Source organism: Rathayibacter sp. AY1F4, from assembly GCF_002931775.1.
GTDB lineage: Bacteria > Actinomycetota > Actinomycetes > Actinomycetales > Microbacteriaceae > Rathayibacter.
Window position 1 is genome coordinate 81,214 of record NZ_PSVE01000009.1, and the last position, 14,534, is coordinate 95,747.

Below are 14,534 nucleotides of genomic sequence, written 5' to 3' on the forward strand. Positions count from 1 at the left end.
GGATCGTGACGCAGGCGTCATGTGCTCGATACGCACCGCCGCTAAGGTCTCTCCCGTGCCTCCGTTCTCCGACGCGTCCGCCGCGACCGCAGCACCCGCCTCCGCCACCGCTCCCTCCTCCGCCGACGGGACGACCGCGCCTCCGCTCGACGAGAGGATCCGCGCCGACGTCCACCTGCTGGGCGAGCTGCTCGGCCAGGTGCTCCGCGAGTCGGGCGAGCCCTCCCTCTACGAGGACGTGGAGCGCCTGCGCGCGCTCACGATCAGCGCCTACGACAGCGGTGACGCCGCCGGGACCGCGGAGGCGGAGGAGTTCGTCGCCTCGCTCACGCTCGAGCGCGCCGAGGAGGTCGCCCGGGCGTTCACCTGCTACTTCCACCTCGTCAACGTGGCGGAGGAGTTCCACCGCGTCCGCGTGCTGCGCCGGCGCGAGGCCGACGCCGGTGCGCAGTCGCCCGAGGACTCGATCCTCGCCTCGATGCGCCGGCTGACCGGCGAGCTCGGGGAGGCCGAGGCGTTCGCGCGCCTGTCCCGACTGGAGTTCCGCCCGGTCCTCACGGCGCACCCGACCGAGGCGCGCCGCCGCGCGGTGGCCTCGACCATCCGCCGCATCAGCGACCTGCTCGAGCAGCGCGACGACCCGCGCATGGGCGGCGTCGTGGTGGTGGAGATCCGCCGCAGGCTGCTGGCCGAGGTCGACACGCTGTGGCGCACCGCTCCGCTGCGCGAGTCCAAGCCAACTCCCCTCGACGAGGTGCGCACCGCGATGAGCGTCTTCGACGAGTCGCTGTTCTCGGTGCTGCCCCGGGTCTACCGCCGCCTCGACGACGCCCTGCTCGGCGAGGGCTCGGGCACCCGGGCACCGGTCGCACCGGCCTTCGTCCGCCTGGGCACCTGGATCGGCGGCGACCGCGACGGCAATCCCTTCGTCACCGCCGAGACGACCCTCGCGGCGGTGGACATCGCCTCCGAGCACGTCCTCATGGGCCTCGAGCGGGTCGCCCGCCGCGTGGGCCGCGCGCTGACCCTCGACGCGTCGACCACTCCCCCGTCGGCCGCCGTCGAGGCGCTCTGGGCCTCCTGCGTCGAGCGGGCTCCCGAGCTCGCCGCCGACATCGCCGAGCGCTCGCCCAACGAGGCGCACCGCCGCGTCCTGCTCTTCGCGGCCGAGCGCCTGGCCGCGACCCGCTCCGAGGGGCCGCTGGCCTACTCCGCCGCCGCCGAGCTGCTGGCCGAGCTGCGCACCCTCCAGGAGTCCCTGGTCGAGGCCGAGGACGTCCGCGCCGCCTACGGCGACCTCCAGGACTTCGTCTGGCAGCTCGAGACCTTCGGCTTCCACCTCGCCGAGATCGAGGTGCGCCAGCACTCGAAGGTGCACCGCGAGACGATCGCCGCGATCCGCGCCGGCGAGGAGCTCGACGAGCGCGGCCTCGAGGTCCTGTCGGTGTTCCGGGCGATCGCGAAGGTCCAGGAGCGCTTCGGCACCGACGCGGCGAGGCGGTACATCGTCTCCTTCACGCAGTCGGCCGACGACCTGCGGACGGTCTTCGAACTGGCCGAGGCGGCGACCGACGGCAAGCCGCCGATCATCGACGCGGTCCCGCTCTTCGAGACCTTCGCCGACCTCGACGCCTCGACCGACATCCTCGCCGAGATGATCCGCCTCCCCCAGGTGCAGGCGCGCCTCGCGGCCACCGGCAACCGGCTCGAGGTGATGCTCGGCTACTCCGACTCGTCGAAGGACGTCGGACCGGTCTCGGCGACGCTCGCGCTCTACGACGCGCAGGCGCGCATCGCGCAGTGGGCGGCCGACGAGGGCATCGTGCTCACGCTGTTCCACGGGCGCGGCGGAGCGCTCGGCCGCGGCGGCGGGCCGGCCAACCGGGCCGTCCTCGCGCAGCCGCCCGGATCGGTGGACGGCCGCTTCAAGCTGACGGAGCAGGGCGAGGTCATCTTCGCCCGCTACGGCAACCCGGACATCGCCACCCGCCACATCGAGCAGGTGGCGGGAGCGACGCTGCTCGCCTCCTCCCCCGCGGTCGGCGAGCGCAACGCGGGCGCCGCGGAGCGCTTCGCCGAGGTGGCGGCGACGATGGACCGCGAGTCGCGCCGCCGCTTCTTCGAGCTCGTGAAGGCCGACGGCTTCGCGCCGTGGTTCGCCCGGGTCACTCCGCAGGAGGAGGTGGGCCTGCTCGCCCTCGGCTCGCGTCCGGCCCGCCGCGGTCTCTCCGTCGAGTCGCTCGAGGACCTGCGAGCGATCCCGTGGGTCTTCGCCTGGACCCAGGCCCGCGTCAACCTGACCGGCTGGTTCGGGCTGGGCAGCGCCCTCGAGGCCGTCGGCGACCTCGACCTGCTCCGCGAGGCCTACGCCTCCTGGCCGCTGTTCACGACGATGGTCGACAACGTCGAGATGTCGCTCGCGAAGACCGACGAGGGCATCGCCCGCCGCTACCTCGCCCTCGACTCCCGCGACGACCTCGCCGGACTCGTGCTCGACGAGATGGCGCTCACCCGCCGGTGGGTGCTCTCGATCACCGGCGAGGAGAGCCTGCTCACGGGCCACCGCGTGCTCGGCCGTGCCGTGCGCCTGCGCACCCCGTACGTCAACGCGCTCTCGCTCCTGCAGCTGCGCGCACTGAAGGCGCTCCGCACCGACCCGGGCGGATCCGGGACGGAGCAGAACCAGCGGCTGCTCCTGCTCGCGGTCAACGGAGTCGCGGCGGGTCTGCAGAACACCGGCTGATCCCGGCTCGGAACGACGGAACCCCCGGCGGCCTCACGGCTGCCGGGGGTTCTCGTGCGTCTTCGGGCGCCTCCCGCCTGCGGAGCGGGTCGAGGCGCCGGGCGGATCAGGCCTGCGAAGCGGCGCCGGCCTCCTGAGCGGCCTTCGCCTCCTCGTACTGGCGGCGCACCTCGACCATGTCGAGGCCGCGGACCTGCTCGATCAGGTTGTCGAGCGCGGGGGCGGGCAGGGCGCCGGGCTGAGCCATCAGCGGGATGCCGTCGCGGTACACCACGAGGGTGGGGATGGAGGAGATGCCGTAGCTCGCGGCGAGCTGCTGCTGGTCCTCCGTGTCGACCTTCGCGAACGTGATGTCGGCGTTCTTCTCGCTCGTGGCCTCGAAGACCGGAGCGAACTGCTTGCACGGGCCGCACCAGTCGGCCCAGAAGTCGATGAGGACGATGCCGCCGGCGATCGTCTGGTCGTGGGAGTCGAGGGTCATCGCAGTCGTAGCCATGGGGGATGCAACCGGGTGCCCCCGCGGCCTATTCCCGGGCGGGATCGAGGAGGTCGAGCAGCGAGCGCGGACCGACCACGGCGGCCCCGAGCGTCTCGACGCGGGCGGCCAGTCCCCGGTCGGCCGTGACGACGACCGCGGTCTCGAGCGCGCCGACCAGCTCGACGATCGCGTCGTCGCCCGAGCCGTCGGCCGCGTGGACCGTCAGGCGCTCCATGAGAGCGCCCGCCTCCGGACGGGCGGCGCGCGCCACTCCCTCGAGCACCACGGCGATGCGCGGCCAGACCGTGTCGGCGTCGATCCCCAGGAGACGGCCGGGGACGCCTGCCTCCGCGAGGCGGGCCAGGGAGGCGAGGAGGCGCTCCGCTGCGCCGGCGCGGTCGCGCCACCAGCCGTCGGGGCGTGAGCCGACCACGTTGGCGGCGTCCACGACGAGCACCGGGATCGAGGAGCCGAGCGCGCGCAGACCCGGCCAGGCCGCTCCGAAGCCCGGGTGCAGCGGCAGGGAGTCGACGTCCTCGGGGGCGACCCAGCGCAGCTCGGTGCTCTCGGCGTCGCTGATGCGGGGAGTGAAGTGCTCGCGGGACTCGGCCAGGACGGTGGAGTAGCTCCACGGGCCGATCACGACGACGCTGGAGAGCACGGGCAGGATCAGGTCGGCGGGGACGCCCGCCTCCTCCTCCGACTCCCGGAGCGCCGCCTCGAAGGCCGTCTCCTCGGGGTGACGGGCGCCGCCGGGCAGCCCCCAGGTGTCCCCGAAGTGGCTCCAGCTGACGCGGTGCTGGAGCAGGACGCGTCCCGACGGATCGCGCAGGAGGAGACCGGCGGCGCCGAAGCGCCCCCAGAAGCGGCGTCCGTCGCCGATCTCGACCCAGCCGTCGCCGAGCGACGCGTCGAAGGGGTGGCGCGGGAGCACGGCGTCCGCGCCGGGGTCCTCGCTGGTCATGCCCTCCAGCCTCCCACACCGCGCCCGCCGCGCCCGACCCCGACGGGCTGGCAGAATCGGACGATGCGCCGCTCGAGACCCCTCCGCCTCGCGACGCTCGCCTGGCTCGCGCTGATCGCCCTGATCACGCTGACGCCCGCGCCCTACCCGGCCGGGGAGCCCAACGCGCTGATCCGCGGGATCATCGCCTTCCTCGCCTCCACGTGGCTCACCGGCTGGTTCGACTTCGACGTGGCGGAGTTCACCGCGAACGTGCTGCTCTTCGTGCCGCTCGGTGCGCTGATCGCCGCGCAGCTGCCGGCGGGTCGCCGCCTGTGGGCCGCCGCCATCGGGCTCGCCGTATCGGCGGCCGTCGAGACCGCGCAGCTGCTGTGGCTGCCGACCCGCGTCTCCGACGTGCAGGACCTCGTCTCGAACGGCAGCGGCTCCCTGATCGGCGCCCTGCTGACGATCGCGCTGCTCCGCTTCTCACCCCGCCGCCGCTCCCGGAAGGACCGCACCGCCCATGCCCGCTGAGACCCTCGTCGTCCTCGACCGACCCTCCCTCGACGCCGAGGCGCACTCGCCGGGAGGACCCGCGCACCGCATCGATCCGAGCGGGCGCGGCGATCTGGACGTCACCGATCTCGGCTTCACCCGCGGCGACGGCGTGTTCGAGACGATCAACCTGGTCGACGGACGGCTGCAGGCGCTCGACGCGCACCTGGACCGCTTCGAGCGCTCGGCCGGGATGCTCGACCTGCCCCGGCCGGACCGGGCCGCCTGGCTCGAGGCGATCGGAGCGGCGGTGGCCGCGCACCCGCCCGTCGCCGAGGCGATGGTGAAGACGATCCTGACCCGCGGCGTCGAGGGCGGCGGGCGGCCCACCGGCGTCGTCTTCGTCCAGACCAGCCCGGACTTCGGCCCGGCCCGCCGCGACGGCTTGCGCGTGGTGCTTTTGGACCGCGGGCTGCGCTCGGACGTGCAGTCGACGTCGCCCTGGCTGCTCGCCGGCGCGAAGACGCTCTCGTACGCGGTGAACCGTGCGGCCGCGCGGGAGGCCGCCCGGCGCTGTGCCGACGACGCCCTGTTCGTGTCGAGCGACGGCTACCTGCTCGAGGGGCCGACCTCGAACCTCGTGCTGCTGACGGGCGGGGAGCTCGTGACTCCTCCGCCGAGCCTCGGGCTGCTGCCCGGCACCACGCAGGCCGACCTGTTCTCGCTCGCGCCGGGCCTCGGCCTCGGGACGGCGGTGCGTCCGCTGCGCTCGGGCGATCTGGAGGCGGCGGACGCGGCGTGGCTGGTCTCGAGCGCGCGCAACGCCGCACCCGTCCGCGCCGTCGACGGGACCGACCGCCGGGTCGACGCCGACCTCTCGGCCCGGATCAACGCCGCGCTGCTCGCCCGCTGAGCGACCGACCCTCCCTCGTGGGACGCCCCGCGCCGAGCGCGGACGGCGTCCCGGAGGAGAGAGGGCTCAGGAGAGGCCGTCGACGTCCGCGGGGCCGCGGCTGATCAGTCCGCCGCGGACGTGCTCGACGGTGGGGTCGAGCTGGACCGGATCGCGCTCGTCCGCCGCCTCGTCGTTGATCACGGCCGACACGATGCCGCGCCAGTCGGTGCCCTCGGCCACGGCCTCCTCGGAGCCGACGCGGCGCGTGACGAACACGGCCTCCGACTCCTCGCCCGCGTGCGAGATGACGGCGAGGACGCCGACAGTGCGACCGCCCGGGTGCTCGATCCGCCACTCCTCGTGCCCGGACGGCACGAGCGAGAACTCCAGGCCCGCGTGCGGGAATCCGGTGGGGCGCAGCTCGGACGGCGATCCGCTCTGCGGAGGCGCGCCGCGGGTGGGGACCCCGGTGCCCTCGCCGCTCGTCGTGCTCATGCCGACGTCGCCGCGGGTTCCGCCGGCTCCGGAGCTGTCGTTCGCCGCGACCATGCGGTCGTCGCCGCTCCGCAGCGCGTCGTCCGCTCCGGTGTAGATGCTGTCGTCTCGGTTCATGGGAACCTCCTTGTCGGCGGCCAGTGTAGGACCGCGGGGTGGGTGGCGAGCGGGCGCCGTTCGTAGACTGGGGGGATGCAGATCCCGGTGACCGGTGCCGTGCGGGTGGACGCGTGGCTCTGGGCGGTGCGCATCTACAAGACGCGCTCCGCCGCGACGACCGCGGCTCGGGCCGGCCACATCCGCGTCAACGGCGAGCGGGCCAAGGCGGCGCAGACCGTGCGGGTCGGCGACGAGGTCCGCGCCCGGATCGGCGGCTTCGACCGGGAGCTGATCGTCCGCCGACTCGTGGTCAAGCGGGTCGGTGCGCCGGTGGCTGCCGAGTGCATGGAGGACCGGACACCCGCGCCGCCACCCCGGGAGTCCGCGCCGGGCGTGATCGTCCGTGACCGCGGAGCGGGCCGCCCGACGAAGCGCGACCGGCGCGACATCGAGCGCCTCCGCGGATTCTGACCGCGCGACCCTCCAGCGGCCTCAGGGAGCGAGTGCGCGCAGGCGCTCCAGGAGCCCCTCCGCCGCCTCGTCGAGGAACCGCTGCTGCAGCTCGTCGCCGACCTGGACGAGGGCGATGTCGGTGAAGCCCGCCTCGATGTAGGGCACGAAGCTCTGGGCGAGCTCGTCGAGGTCGGGGCCGCAGGCGATCTGCTCGGCGACGTCCTCCGGGCGCACGAACTGGCTCGCTCCGGCGAAGCCGGCGGGGGTCGGGAGATCGGAGTTGACCGCCCAGCCGCCGGCGAACCAGCGGAACTGCTCGTGGGCCAGCGCCACTCCCTGCTCCTTGTCCGGCGCCCAGCAGACCGGGATCTGGCCGATCGTGCGCGAGGGGGCGGCGTCCGCACCGCGGACCGCGGTCCACTGCGAGATCAGCTCGGCGTCGGGCTCGGTCGTGATGAGGTGGTCGCCGATCGGCGCGAAGCGGGCGATCGACTTCTCCCCCGAGACCGCCAGGCCGATCTCGACCGGCGTGTCCGGCAGGTCCCAGATGCGGGCGGAGTCGACGCGGAAGTACTCGCCCTCCCAGGTCACCAGCTCGCCGGTGTGCAGCTCGCGGATGAGGTGGACGGCCTCCTCGAGCATGTCCTGGCGCACGGCGACCGAGGGCCAGCCCTCGCCGACGACGTGCTCGTTGAGGTTCTCGCCCGAGCCGAGGCCGAGCGTGAAGCGGTCGTCGGAGAGGATCGCGAGCGTCGCGGCCTTCTGCGCCACCACGGCCGGGTGGTAGCGGATGGTCGGCGCGGTGACGTAGGTCGTGAGGTCGATGGTCGACGTGGCCTGCGCGACCGCTCCGAGCAGCGTCCAGGCGTAGGAGGCGTGCCCCTGCTCGGTCAGCCACGGCGAGTAGTGGTCGCTCGAGACCGCGAACTCGAAGCCGAGCCTCTCGGCGTCGACCGCGTAGCCCACCAGCTGCTTGGGTCCGCTCTGCTCGGTCATCAGGGTGTATCCGAATCGCACCATGGTCCGTCCTCGTTCCGCTCGTCGTGGGATGCCCGGGGGCACGTCCCATGGTGGGCGGGGCGCCGGATGCGCGCTAACCCCTTGCCTCGGTCGCGAGCGGCGGCTAGCGCGGCGTCAGACGAAGCGGATGCGGTTCTGCACGCGGGTGCGGACCTCGAACGACTCGCCGTACCCGCCGAGCCGCGGGTCGTCCGTGCCGGAGCGCAGCAGCTGCGGCAGCAGCGAGCGGCGGATGACGACGGCGCCCTGGTGCCTGCCGCGCTCGACCTGCTCGAACGGCTGCTCCAGCGCGTCGTCCGGCACGACCACGACGCTCGTCGAGAAGCGGACGCCCAGCTCGCGGCCGAGACGGCGCGCGGCCTTCGCGAGCGAGGCGATCGGCTTCTCGTCCTCGGCGATCCCGGGGCCCTCGAGCTCGCCCTTCCTCAGACGGACCGGGTCGCCCCAGTCGGCGGAGGTCAGCGCGAGCAGGCCGGCCGGCCCGAGCACGAGGTGGTCGATCTTGAGCCCGCCGTCGCCGACCGCGACGTCGTTCCAGATCGTGTAGGCGATGCCGAGCGCGCCGACGAGCGCGGCCGTCGCCTCCTCGGCCTGAGCCTTCGCGAGCCAGGAGCGGACCTCGCGAGGAGCGGAGCGGACGATCGCCGGGTCGAAGGGGTCCTCGGTCTCGACGCCGCGGCCGAGCCACTCGCGCACCAGGCGCAGGTAGTACTCGCGCGCCGCGCCTCCCGGGTGACCGTAGGAGCGGGCGCGCACGGCCGAGGCGGTCTGCGGGCGCGGTGAGCCGGTGTACGGCGACTGCGGGGAGGACCTCCCGGGGGCGGGAGCGCCTCGGTCGTAGTCGCCGCGGGCGGAGGCGCTGCCGATCCGCTCCCAGGCGAGCTGCACCGCGTGGAACGACGCGGCGTCGCCTCCCGTGTCCGGATGGGTCTCGCGGAGGCGGAGCCGGTACGCCCGGCGGAGCTCGTCGTCGGACGCGGTGGCGGCGACGCCCAGCACCTCGTAGGGGGTGCGGGCGGCGTGGCTGTCGGGCATGTGCTTCCGGGAGGGTCGGGGCGGGGGGTTCCGAGTGTATCGACGCGGGCCGGGCGCCCGGTGGGAGCGCGCACTGCGTCGGCTCGGAACGCGCCGAGCGCCCGGCGGAGAACGGGCGCCCGGCGGGGGTCAGTGAGCGAGCAGCTCGCGCACCCGCGGGATGACCTGCGTGCCGTAGAGCTCGATGTTGCGCATGATCGCCGGGTGCGGCAGCGTCCCGGCGCTGTACTTGAGGTCGAAGCGGTCGATGCCCAGGGCCTCGACCGTTCGCGCGATCTTCCGGGCGACCGTCTCGGGCGAGCCGAGGTGGATGGCGCCGTCGGGGCCGGCCTCCTCCTCGAAGCGCTCGCGGGTCATCGGGGACCAGCCGCGCTCGCGGCCGATGGCGTCCATCATCGCCTTGTGGTGCGGGAAGTACAGCTCGCGCGCCTCCTCGTCGGTGTCGGCGACGAAGCCGGGCGAGTGCACGGCGACCGGGAGGCGGGGCTGCTCGAGCTGGTCGAGCGCGCGGCCGAAGAGGTCGACGTAGGGGCGGAAGCGGGCCGGCGAGCCGCCGATGATCGCCAGGACGAGCGGGAAGCCGTACCGGGCGGCGCGGACGACCGACTCGGGGCTGCCGCCGACGCCGATCCAGGTGCGGAGGGTGCCGTTGTCGAGGGTCGGGTAGACGCTCTGCTCGGTGAGCGCGGGGCGGGTCGTGCCCTGCCAGGTGACCGGGCCGCCCTGGATCAGGGCGTGGAAAAGGTCGAGCTTCTCCTCGAAGAGGACCTCGTACTGCGCGAGGTCGTAGCCGAAGAGCGGGAAGGACTCGGTGAAGGAGCCGCGGCCGAGGATGACCTCGGCCCGGCCGCCGGAGAGTCCGTCGAGGGTGGCGAAGCGCTGGTAGACGCGCACCGGGTCGTCCGAGGAGAGGACCGTCACGGCGGAGCCGAGGTGGATGCGCTCGGTGCGGGCCGCGATGGCGGCGAGCACGACGTCCGGTGCGCTCACGGCGAAGTCGGCGCGGTGGTGCTCGCCGATCCCGAAGAAGTCGATGCCGACCCGGTCGGCCAGGACTCCCTCCTCGACCACGTCGCGGAGGACCTGGCCGTGCGGCAGCGGGGCGCCGTCGGGGCCGGCGGTGACGTCGCCGAACGTGTCGACGCCGAACTTGACTTCATGCATACTCATGGACTTCTGCAACCTCCGGGGGTCGACGGCTATTCCTGCGGGCGGGGTCCGACGTCCCCGGGCAGGAGCGCGTCGGAAGAGACGATCCCCGCCTCGAGCGCCGGCTCGCGGTAGGCGCGCCCGAGCGAGGCGACGGTGTCGTGCGCGTTCAGGCCGCTCGGGTTCGGCAGCACCCAGAGCGGCGCGCCCGCCACGTCCTCCTCCTGCCTGCCCTGCACCGCCCTGCGGCGTCCGAACGCGATCCGGTAGGCGGTGATGCCGACGACCGCGACGGCCCGGGGCCGCACCCGCTCCACGGTGGCGACCAGCCGCTGAGCGCCCTCGCGCAGCTCCTCCGCGGTCAGCTCGTCGGCACGGGCGGTCGCCCGGGAGGCGAGATTGGTGATGCCGACGCCGCGGGAGACGAGCTCCGCGCGGTCCGCGGCGCTCATCCCCTCGGACACGCGCGGCGCGCGCTCGAGGATCCCGGCCGCGACGAGCGCCGGGTAGAAGCGGTTGCCGGGGTGGGCGAAGTGCGCGCCGGTGGCGGCGGTCCACAGTCCCGGGTTGATGCCGACGAAGAGGAGCCGGACGTCGTCGCCCAGCAGGTCCTCGACGGTGCGGTCCTGGAACGCTGCGAGCTCGGCGCGGGTGAACGGCATGCGACCATCCTGCCGCGGCGCAAGTCCTCTCGGCACGGGGTCGCCGGTGCCAGCATGGAGGCATGACGAACGCATCCCAGGACCACCCGATCCAGCACGGCAGCGACGACGCGCAGCTCGACGAGAAGCTGCGCGGCCTGCTGCTGCAGGTCGCCGGCGACGCCGAGCTGCGACCGGAGGAGGACGTCGAGATCCTGCTGCGCCAGCGCCTGCGCGACACGCGGATCTCGATCTCGGACGAGGCGATCCCGGGGCTCGCCAAGCGCATCCCCGGACTCATGCAGCGCGGGGGCGGCGACGTGAACCCCGGGGCGCACTAGCCCCGAGGGACGGGCGCGGGCCGAGCGGCCGCTCGGGCCGCGCCGGCTCGCGCTACTCGGGGACCGCCGGGCCCTTGCGGTGGTGGTCGAACACCAGGCTTGTGCGCGTCGAGGCCACCGCCGGGTTCGCCGAGAGGTTCGAGACTACGAAGTCCCGCACGTCGCTGGAGTCGCGGACCGCGACGTGGATGATGAAGTCCTCCGAGCCGCCGAGGAAGAACACCTGCACCACCTCGGGCAGCGCGCGGATCTCCTCCGCGAAGCGCGTGATCGCCTGGCGCTGGCCGACGCGGATGCTGACGCTGATCAGCGCCTGCAGGGTCAGGCCGAGCGCCGCCGGGTCGAGCTCGGCGGTGAAGCCGGTGATGACGCCGCGCTCGACGAGGCCCCGGACGCGTGCGACGCAGGTCGACGGGGCGATGCCGGCGCGCTCGGCGAGCCGGCTGTTGGGCGTCCGCGCGTCGGCGCGGAGGAGGCGCACCAGGGTCCGATCGACCGGATCCAGGTCGTCGAGGTCGTGCAGATCCTTCGGTGGCATGCGCCCGCTCCCTCACTCCGCCGACGAACCTTCGGCCCGTGCGGTGACTTCCGACCGATCCTGCGGAGTTCCTCCGCTCCGGGCACGATCTTCGCACGATGGGGGCAGAGCCGGTGCAGGATCGGCGCCCACCGCCCGCCCCGCGGGCCGCAGCGAAGGAGCCGCCATGCGCGTCGGGATCCCCACCGAGATCAAGAACAACGAGAACCGGGTCGCCGCCACTCCGGCCGGCGTCCACGAGCTGGTGCGCCGCGGCCACGAGGTCCTCGTCGAGGCCGGCGCGGGCCTGGGCTCGCGCGTGTCGGACGACGACTTCCGCCGCGCCGGCGCCCTCGTCGTCGACGGGCCCGACGAGGTCTGGGGCGGGTCCGAGCTGGTCCTCAAGGTCAAGGAGCCGATCGAGGCCGAGTACCCGCGGATGCGCCGCGACCAGGTGCTCTTCACCTACCTCCACCTCGCCGCCTCCCGCCCGTGCACCGATGCGCTGCTCGCGGCGGGGACGACCTCCATCGCCTACGAGACGGTCCAGCTGGACGACCGGCGGCTGCCGCTGCTCTCGCCGATGAGCGAGGTCGCCGGGCGCCTGTCGATCACGGTCGGCGCCTACCACCTCATGAGTGCCGTCGGCGGACGGGGCACGCTGCTCGGCGGGGTCCCCGGCACTCCGAAGGCGAAGGTCGTCGTGATCGGCGGCGGCACGGCCGGCGAGCACGCCGCGGCGAACGCCCTCGGCATGGGGGCCGACGTCACGATCGTCGACCTCTCGCTCCCCCGCCTCGCGCAGCTCGAGAACCGCTTCCAGGGCGCGATCCAGACCCGCGCCTCCTCGGCCTACGAGATCGCCGCGCAGCTGGCCGACGCCGACCTCGTGATCGGATCCGTCCTCATCCCGGGCGCCAAGGCGCCGAAGCTGGTGACCGACGAGATGGTCGCCACGATGAAGCCGGGCTCGGTGCTGGTCGACATCGCGATCGACCAGGGCGGCTGCTTCGAGGGCTCGCGTCCGACCACGCACGACGACCCGGTGTTCCCCGTGCACCGGAGCGTCTACTACTGCGTCGCGAACATGCCCGGCGCCGTTCCCGAGACCTCGACCCGCGCGCTCACCAACGCGACGCTCCCCTACGCGCTCGCGCTGGCCGACCGCGGGTGGCGGGCCGCCCTGGCCGCCGACCCGGCGCTCGCCCGCGGCCTGAGCACCCACGACGGCCGGGTGACGAACACCGCCGTCGCCGCGGCCTTCGACCTCCCGGCCGTGCCGGTGGAGTCGCTGCTGGGCTAGGCGCCCGCGGGGGCGAGGCCGAGCCCTCCGAGGATCTCGGCGATCTCCTCCTCCGGAGCGCCGCCCACGTCGACCGTGACGTGGAGCTCGTCGTCACCGAGGGGCTCGAGCGCCTCGAACTGCGAGTCGAGCAGCGTGGTCGGCATGAAGTGGCCGACTCGCGAGGCGAGCCGCCCGGCGATCCGGTCCCTCGATCCCGCGAGGTGCGCGAAGACGAGGTCGTCGCGACGCAGGACGTCGCGGTAGCGGCGGCGCAGGGCCGAGCAGGTCACGACGACCGAGCCGCCCGCGGCGATCCGCTGGTCCACCACGCAAGCGATCTCGGCCAGCCAGGGCGCCCGGTCCTCGTCGGTCAGCGGGATGCCGGCGTGCATCTTGTCGACGTTCGCCTGGGGGTGCAGGTCGTCCCCCTCGAGGAACTCCCAGCCGAGTCGGCGCGCCAGGAGCGACGCGACGGTCGACTTGCCGCTGCCGGAGACGCCCATGACGACGACGGCGCGGACGGGGACGGTGGGAAGAGCGGTCATCAGATACCTCCTACGAAGAGACCGATCAGGAGGACCCCGGCGAGCCCGGTCACCGAGACCAGGCACTCCATCACGGTCCAGGTCTTGAGCGTCTGGCCGATGCTGAGCCCGAGGTACTCCTTCACCAGCCAGAACCCGGCGTCGTTGACGTGCGACAAGAACACCGAGCCGGCGCCGATCGCGAGCACCATGAGGGCGACCATCGGCCCGTCCATGGTCTCGGTCAGCGGCTGGAGGATCCCTGCGGCGGTCACGGTGGCGACGGTCGCGGAGCCGGTGGCCACGCGGATCACGACGGCCACGAGCCAGGCGAGCAGCAGCGCCGAGGCGCCGCTCCCCTCCGCGAGCTGGGCGACCACCCCGCCGATCCCGGTGTCGACGAGGACCTGCTTGAAACCGCCGCCCGCGCCGACGATGAGCAGGATGCCCGCGATCGGCGGCAGCGAGCTCGAGAGCGAGGCCTGCAGCTCGGTGCGGTTCATCCGGCCGCCGCGGCCGAGCAGGACCAGACCGGCCAGGAGCGCGATCCCCAGCGCGATGGTCGGTGTGCCGAGGAAGTCGAGGGCGCCCTTCCAGGCGTCCGCGGATCCGGGGGCCGCGATGTCGGCGATCGCCTTCCCCAGCATCAGCACGACCGGCAGCAGGATGCTCGCGACGGCGGCGGCGAAGCCCGGGCGGTGCTCGCGCGTCTCGCCCGCGCCCTCGCCGAAGAGCGGCGGCGTCTCCACCGGCGCCCAGCGGGCGGCGACCCGGCCGAAGAGCGGGCCGGCGACGACGACGGTGGGGATCGCGACCAGGACGCCGAACGCGAGGGTCACGCCGAGGTTCGCGCCGAGCGCGTCGATCGCGACCAGCGGTCCGGGGTGGGGCGGGACGAGGCCGTGCATCACCGAGAGGCCGGCGAGCGTCGGGATCGCCACCTTCATCAGCGGCAGACCGCTCCGGCGGGCGACCAGGATCACGACCGGGATCAGCAGCACGAGCCCGACCTCGAAGAACATCGGCAGCCCGATCAGCGCGCCGACGAAGCCCATCATCCAGGGCAGCGCGCGAGTGCTCGAGCGGGCGATGAGGGTGTCCACGATGCGGTCCGCGCCGCCCGAGTCGGCGAGGAGCTTGCCGTACATCGCGCCGAGGCCGATGAGGATGCCGACGCCGCCCATGGTGTTGCCGAACCCCAGCGCGAAGCTGGCGACCGCGTCCGCCGCCGCCAGCCCCGCGATCACGCCCGTGGTCAGCGCTCCGATCAGCAGGGAGACGAAGGGGTGCAGCTTCAGCCAGGTGATCAGCACGACGATCACGGCGATGCCGACGACGGCGGCGAGTATCAGCTGCCCCTGCCCGGCGGTGGTGGCGGGGGACGCGGTCGCCAGCTTCGCGCTGGGGTTCGGCAACAC

General features: G+C 73.8%; 16 protein-coding genes. 6 read left to right on the plus strand and 10 right to left on the minus strand.

Annotated features, from left to right (window positions below; all coding sequences use genetic code 11):
* The first annotated feature begins 55 nt into the window (after positions 1 to 55).
* Positions 56 to 2,743, plus strand: coding sequence for a phosphoenolpyruvate carboxylase (locus C5C59_RS07585; protein ID WP_374953891.1), 2,688 nt, complete (start codon positions 56 to 58; stop codon positions 2,741 to 2,743).
* A 106-nt stretch (positions 2,744 to 2,849) separates the two neighbouring features.
* On the opposite strand, the gene trxA is transcribed toward C5C59_RS07585, so the two are convergent.
* Both trxA and C5C59_RS07595 read right to left on the minus strand, forming a co-directional pair.
* Positions 2,850 to 3,239, minus strand: a complete 390-nt coding sequence (trxA, locus tag C5C59_RS07590) for a thioredoxin (RefSeq protein WP_104238688.1) — start codon at positions 3,237 to 3,239, stop codon at positions 2,850 to 2,852.
* Between the two features lie 28 nt (positions 3,240 to 3,267).
* Positions 3,268 to 4,185: an NUDIX hydrolase gene (locus tag C5C59_RS07595; protein ID WP_104238687.1), complete on the minus strand. Its 918-nt coding sequence runs from the start codon at positions 4,183 to 4,185 to the stop codon at positions 3,268 to 3,270.
* A gap of 63 nt (positions 4,186 to 4,248) precedes the next feature.
* On the opposite strand from C5C59_RS07595, the gene C5C59_RS07600 reads away from it, so the two are divergent.
* Both C5C59_RS07600 and C5C59_RS07605 read left to right on the plus strand, forming a co-directional pair.
* Positions 4,249 to 4,701 (plus strand): VanZ family protein, encoded by a 453-nt coding sequence (locus C5C59_RS07600; protein WP_104238686.1) that lies wholly within the window; start codon positions 4,249 to 4,251, stop codon positions 4,699 to 4,701.
* Positions 4,691 to 5,575 carry an aminotransferase class IV gene (locus C5C59_RS07605; RefSeq protein WP_104238685.1) on the plus strand — a complete coding sequence of 295 codons (885 nt, stop codon included), beginning with the start codon at positions 4,691 to 4,693 and terminating at the stop codon, positions 5,573 to 5,575. The genes C5C59_RS07600 and C5C59_RS07605 overlap by 11 nt, the downstream gene beginning before the upstream one ends.
* Positions 5,576 to 5,641: 66 nt before the next feature.
* Here the strand turns inward: C5C59_RS07605 and C5C59_RS07610 are convergent, their stop codons facing one another.
* Positions 5,642 to 6,169 (minus strand): hypothetical protein, encoded by a 528-nt coding sequence (locus C5C59_RS07610; protein WP_104238684.1) that lies wholly within the window; start codon positions 6,167 to 6,169, stop codon positions 5,642 to 5,644.
* Between the two features lie 75 nt (positions 6,170 to 6,244).
* Between C5C59_RS07610 and C5C59_RS07615 the strand changes: the two genes are divergently transcribed.
* Positions 6,245 to 6,622: an RNA-binding S4 domain-containing protein gene (locus C5C59_RS07615; protein ID WP_181134857.1), complete on the plus strand. Its 378-nt coding sequence runs from the start codon at positions 6,245 to 6,247 to the stop codon at positions 6,620 to 6,622.
* Between the two features lie 21 nt (positions 6,623 to 6,643).
* Here the strand turns inward: C5C59_RS07615 and C5C59_RS07620 are convergent, their stop codons facing one another.
* The 4 genes from C5C59_RS07620 to C5C59_RS07635 all read right to left on the minus strand — a co-directional run bounded on the left by C5C59_RS07620 (position 6,644) and on the right by C5C59_RS07635 (position 10,470).
* Complete coding sequence (locus C5C59_RS07620) at positions 6,644 to 7,624, minus strand: TIGR03557 family F420-dependent LLM class oxidoreductase (protein ID WP_104238683.1); 981 nt, start codon at positions 7,622 to 7,624, stop codon at positions 6,644 to 6,646.
* 114 nt (positions 7,625 to 7,738) lie between these two features.
* Positions 7,739 to 8,659 carry a J domain-containing protein gene (locus C5C59_RS07625; RefSeq protein WP_104222564.1) on the minus strand — a complete coding sequence of 307 codons (921 nt, stop codon included), beginning with the start codon at positions 8,657 to 8,659 and terminating at the stop codon, positions 7,739 to 7,741.
* Positions 8,660 to 8,788: 129 nt separating this feature from the next.
* Positions 8,789 to 9,823, minus strand: a complete 1,035-nt coding sequence (locus C5C59_RS07630) for an LLM class flavin-dependent oxidoreductase (protein ID WP_104225389.1) — start codon at positions 9,821 to 9,823, stop codon at positions 8,789 to 8,791.
* A gap of 35 nt (positions 9,824 to 9,858) precedes the next feature.
* Complete coding sequence (locus C5C59_RS07635) at positions 9,859 to 10,470, minus strand: mismatch-specific DNA-glycosylase (RefSeq protein WP_104222562.1); 612 nt, start codon at positions 10,468 to 10,470, stop codon at positions 9,859 to 9,861.
* Positions 10,471 to 10,532: 62 nt separating this feature from the next.
* Here C5C59_RS07635 and C5C59_RS07640 point away from each other — a divergent pair, with 62 nt between their 5' ends.
* Positions 10,533 to 10,790: a hypothetical protein gene (locus C5C59_RS07640; protein ID WP_104238682.1), complete on the plus strand. Its 258-nt coding sequence runs from the start codon at positions 10,533 to 10,535 to the stop codon at positions 10,788 to 10,790.
* 52 nt (positions 10,791 to 10,842) lie between these two features.
* Here the strand turns inward: C5C59_RS07640 and C5C59_RS07645 are convergent, their stop codons facing one another.
* Positions 10,843 to 11,328 (minus strand): Lrp/AsnC family transcriptional regulator, encoded by a 486-nt coding sequence (locus tag C5C59_RS07645; protein ID WP_104222560.1) that lies wholly within the window; start codon positions 11,326 to 11,328, stop codon positions 10,843 to 10,845.
* Between the two features lie 166 nt (positions 11,329 to 11,494).
* On the opposite strand from C5C59_RS07645, the gene ald reads away from it, so the two are divergent.
* Positions 11,495 to 12,610, plus strand: coding sequence for an alanine dehydrogenase (gene ald / locus C5C59_RS07650; RefSeq protein ID WP_104238681.1), 1,116 nt, complete (start codon positions 11,495 to 11,497; stop codon positions 12,608 to 12,610).
* Here ald and C5C59_RS07655 read toward each other — a convergent pair.
* Together C5C59_RS07655 and C5C59_RS07660 are read right to left on the minus strand one after the other, a co-directional pair.
* On the minus strand, positions 12,607 to 13,137 hold the full coding sequence (locus C5C59_RS07655) for a gluconokinase (protein WP_104238680.1): 531 nt from the start codon (positions 13,135 to 13,137) through the stop codon (positions 12,607 to 12,609). The genes ald and C5C59_RS07655 overlap by 4 nt on opposite strands.
* A complete protein-coding gene (locus C5C59_RS07660) occupies positions 13,137 to 14,531 on the minus strand; it encodes a GntP family permease (RefSeq protein WP_258062653.1) in 1,395 nt (464 codons plus the stop codon). Before C5C59_RS07660 ends, C5C59_RS07655 begins: the two co-directional genes overlap by 1 nt.
* Between the last annotated feature and the right edge of the window lie 3 nt (positions 14,532 to 14,534).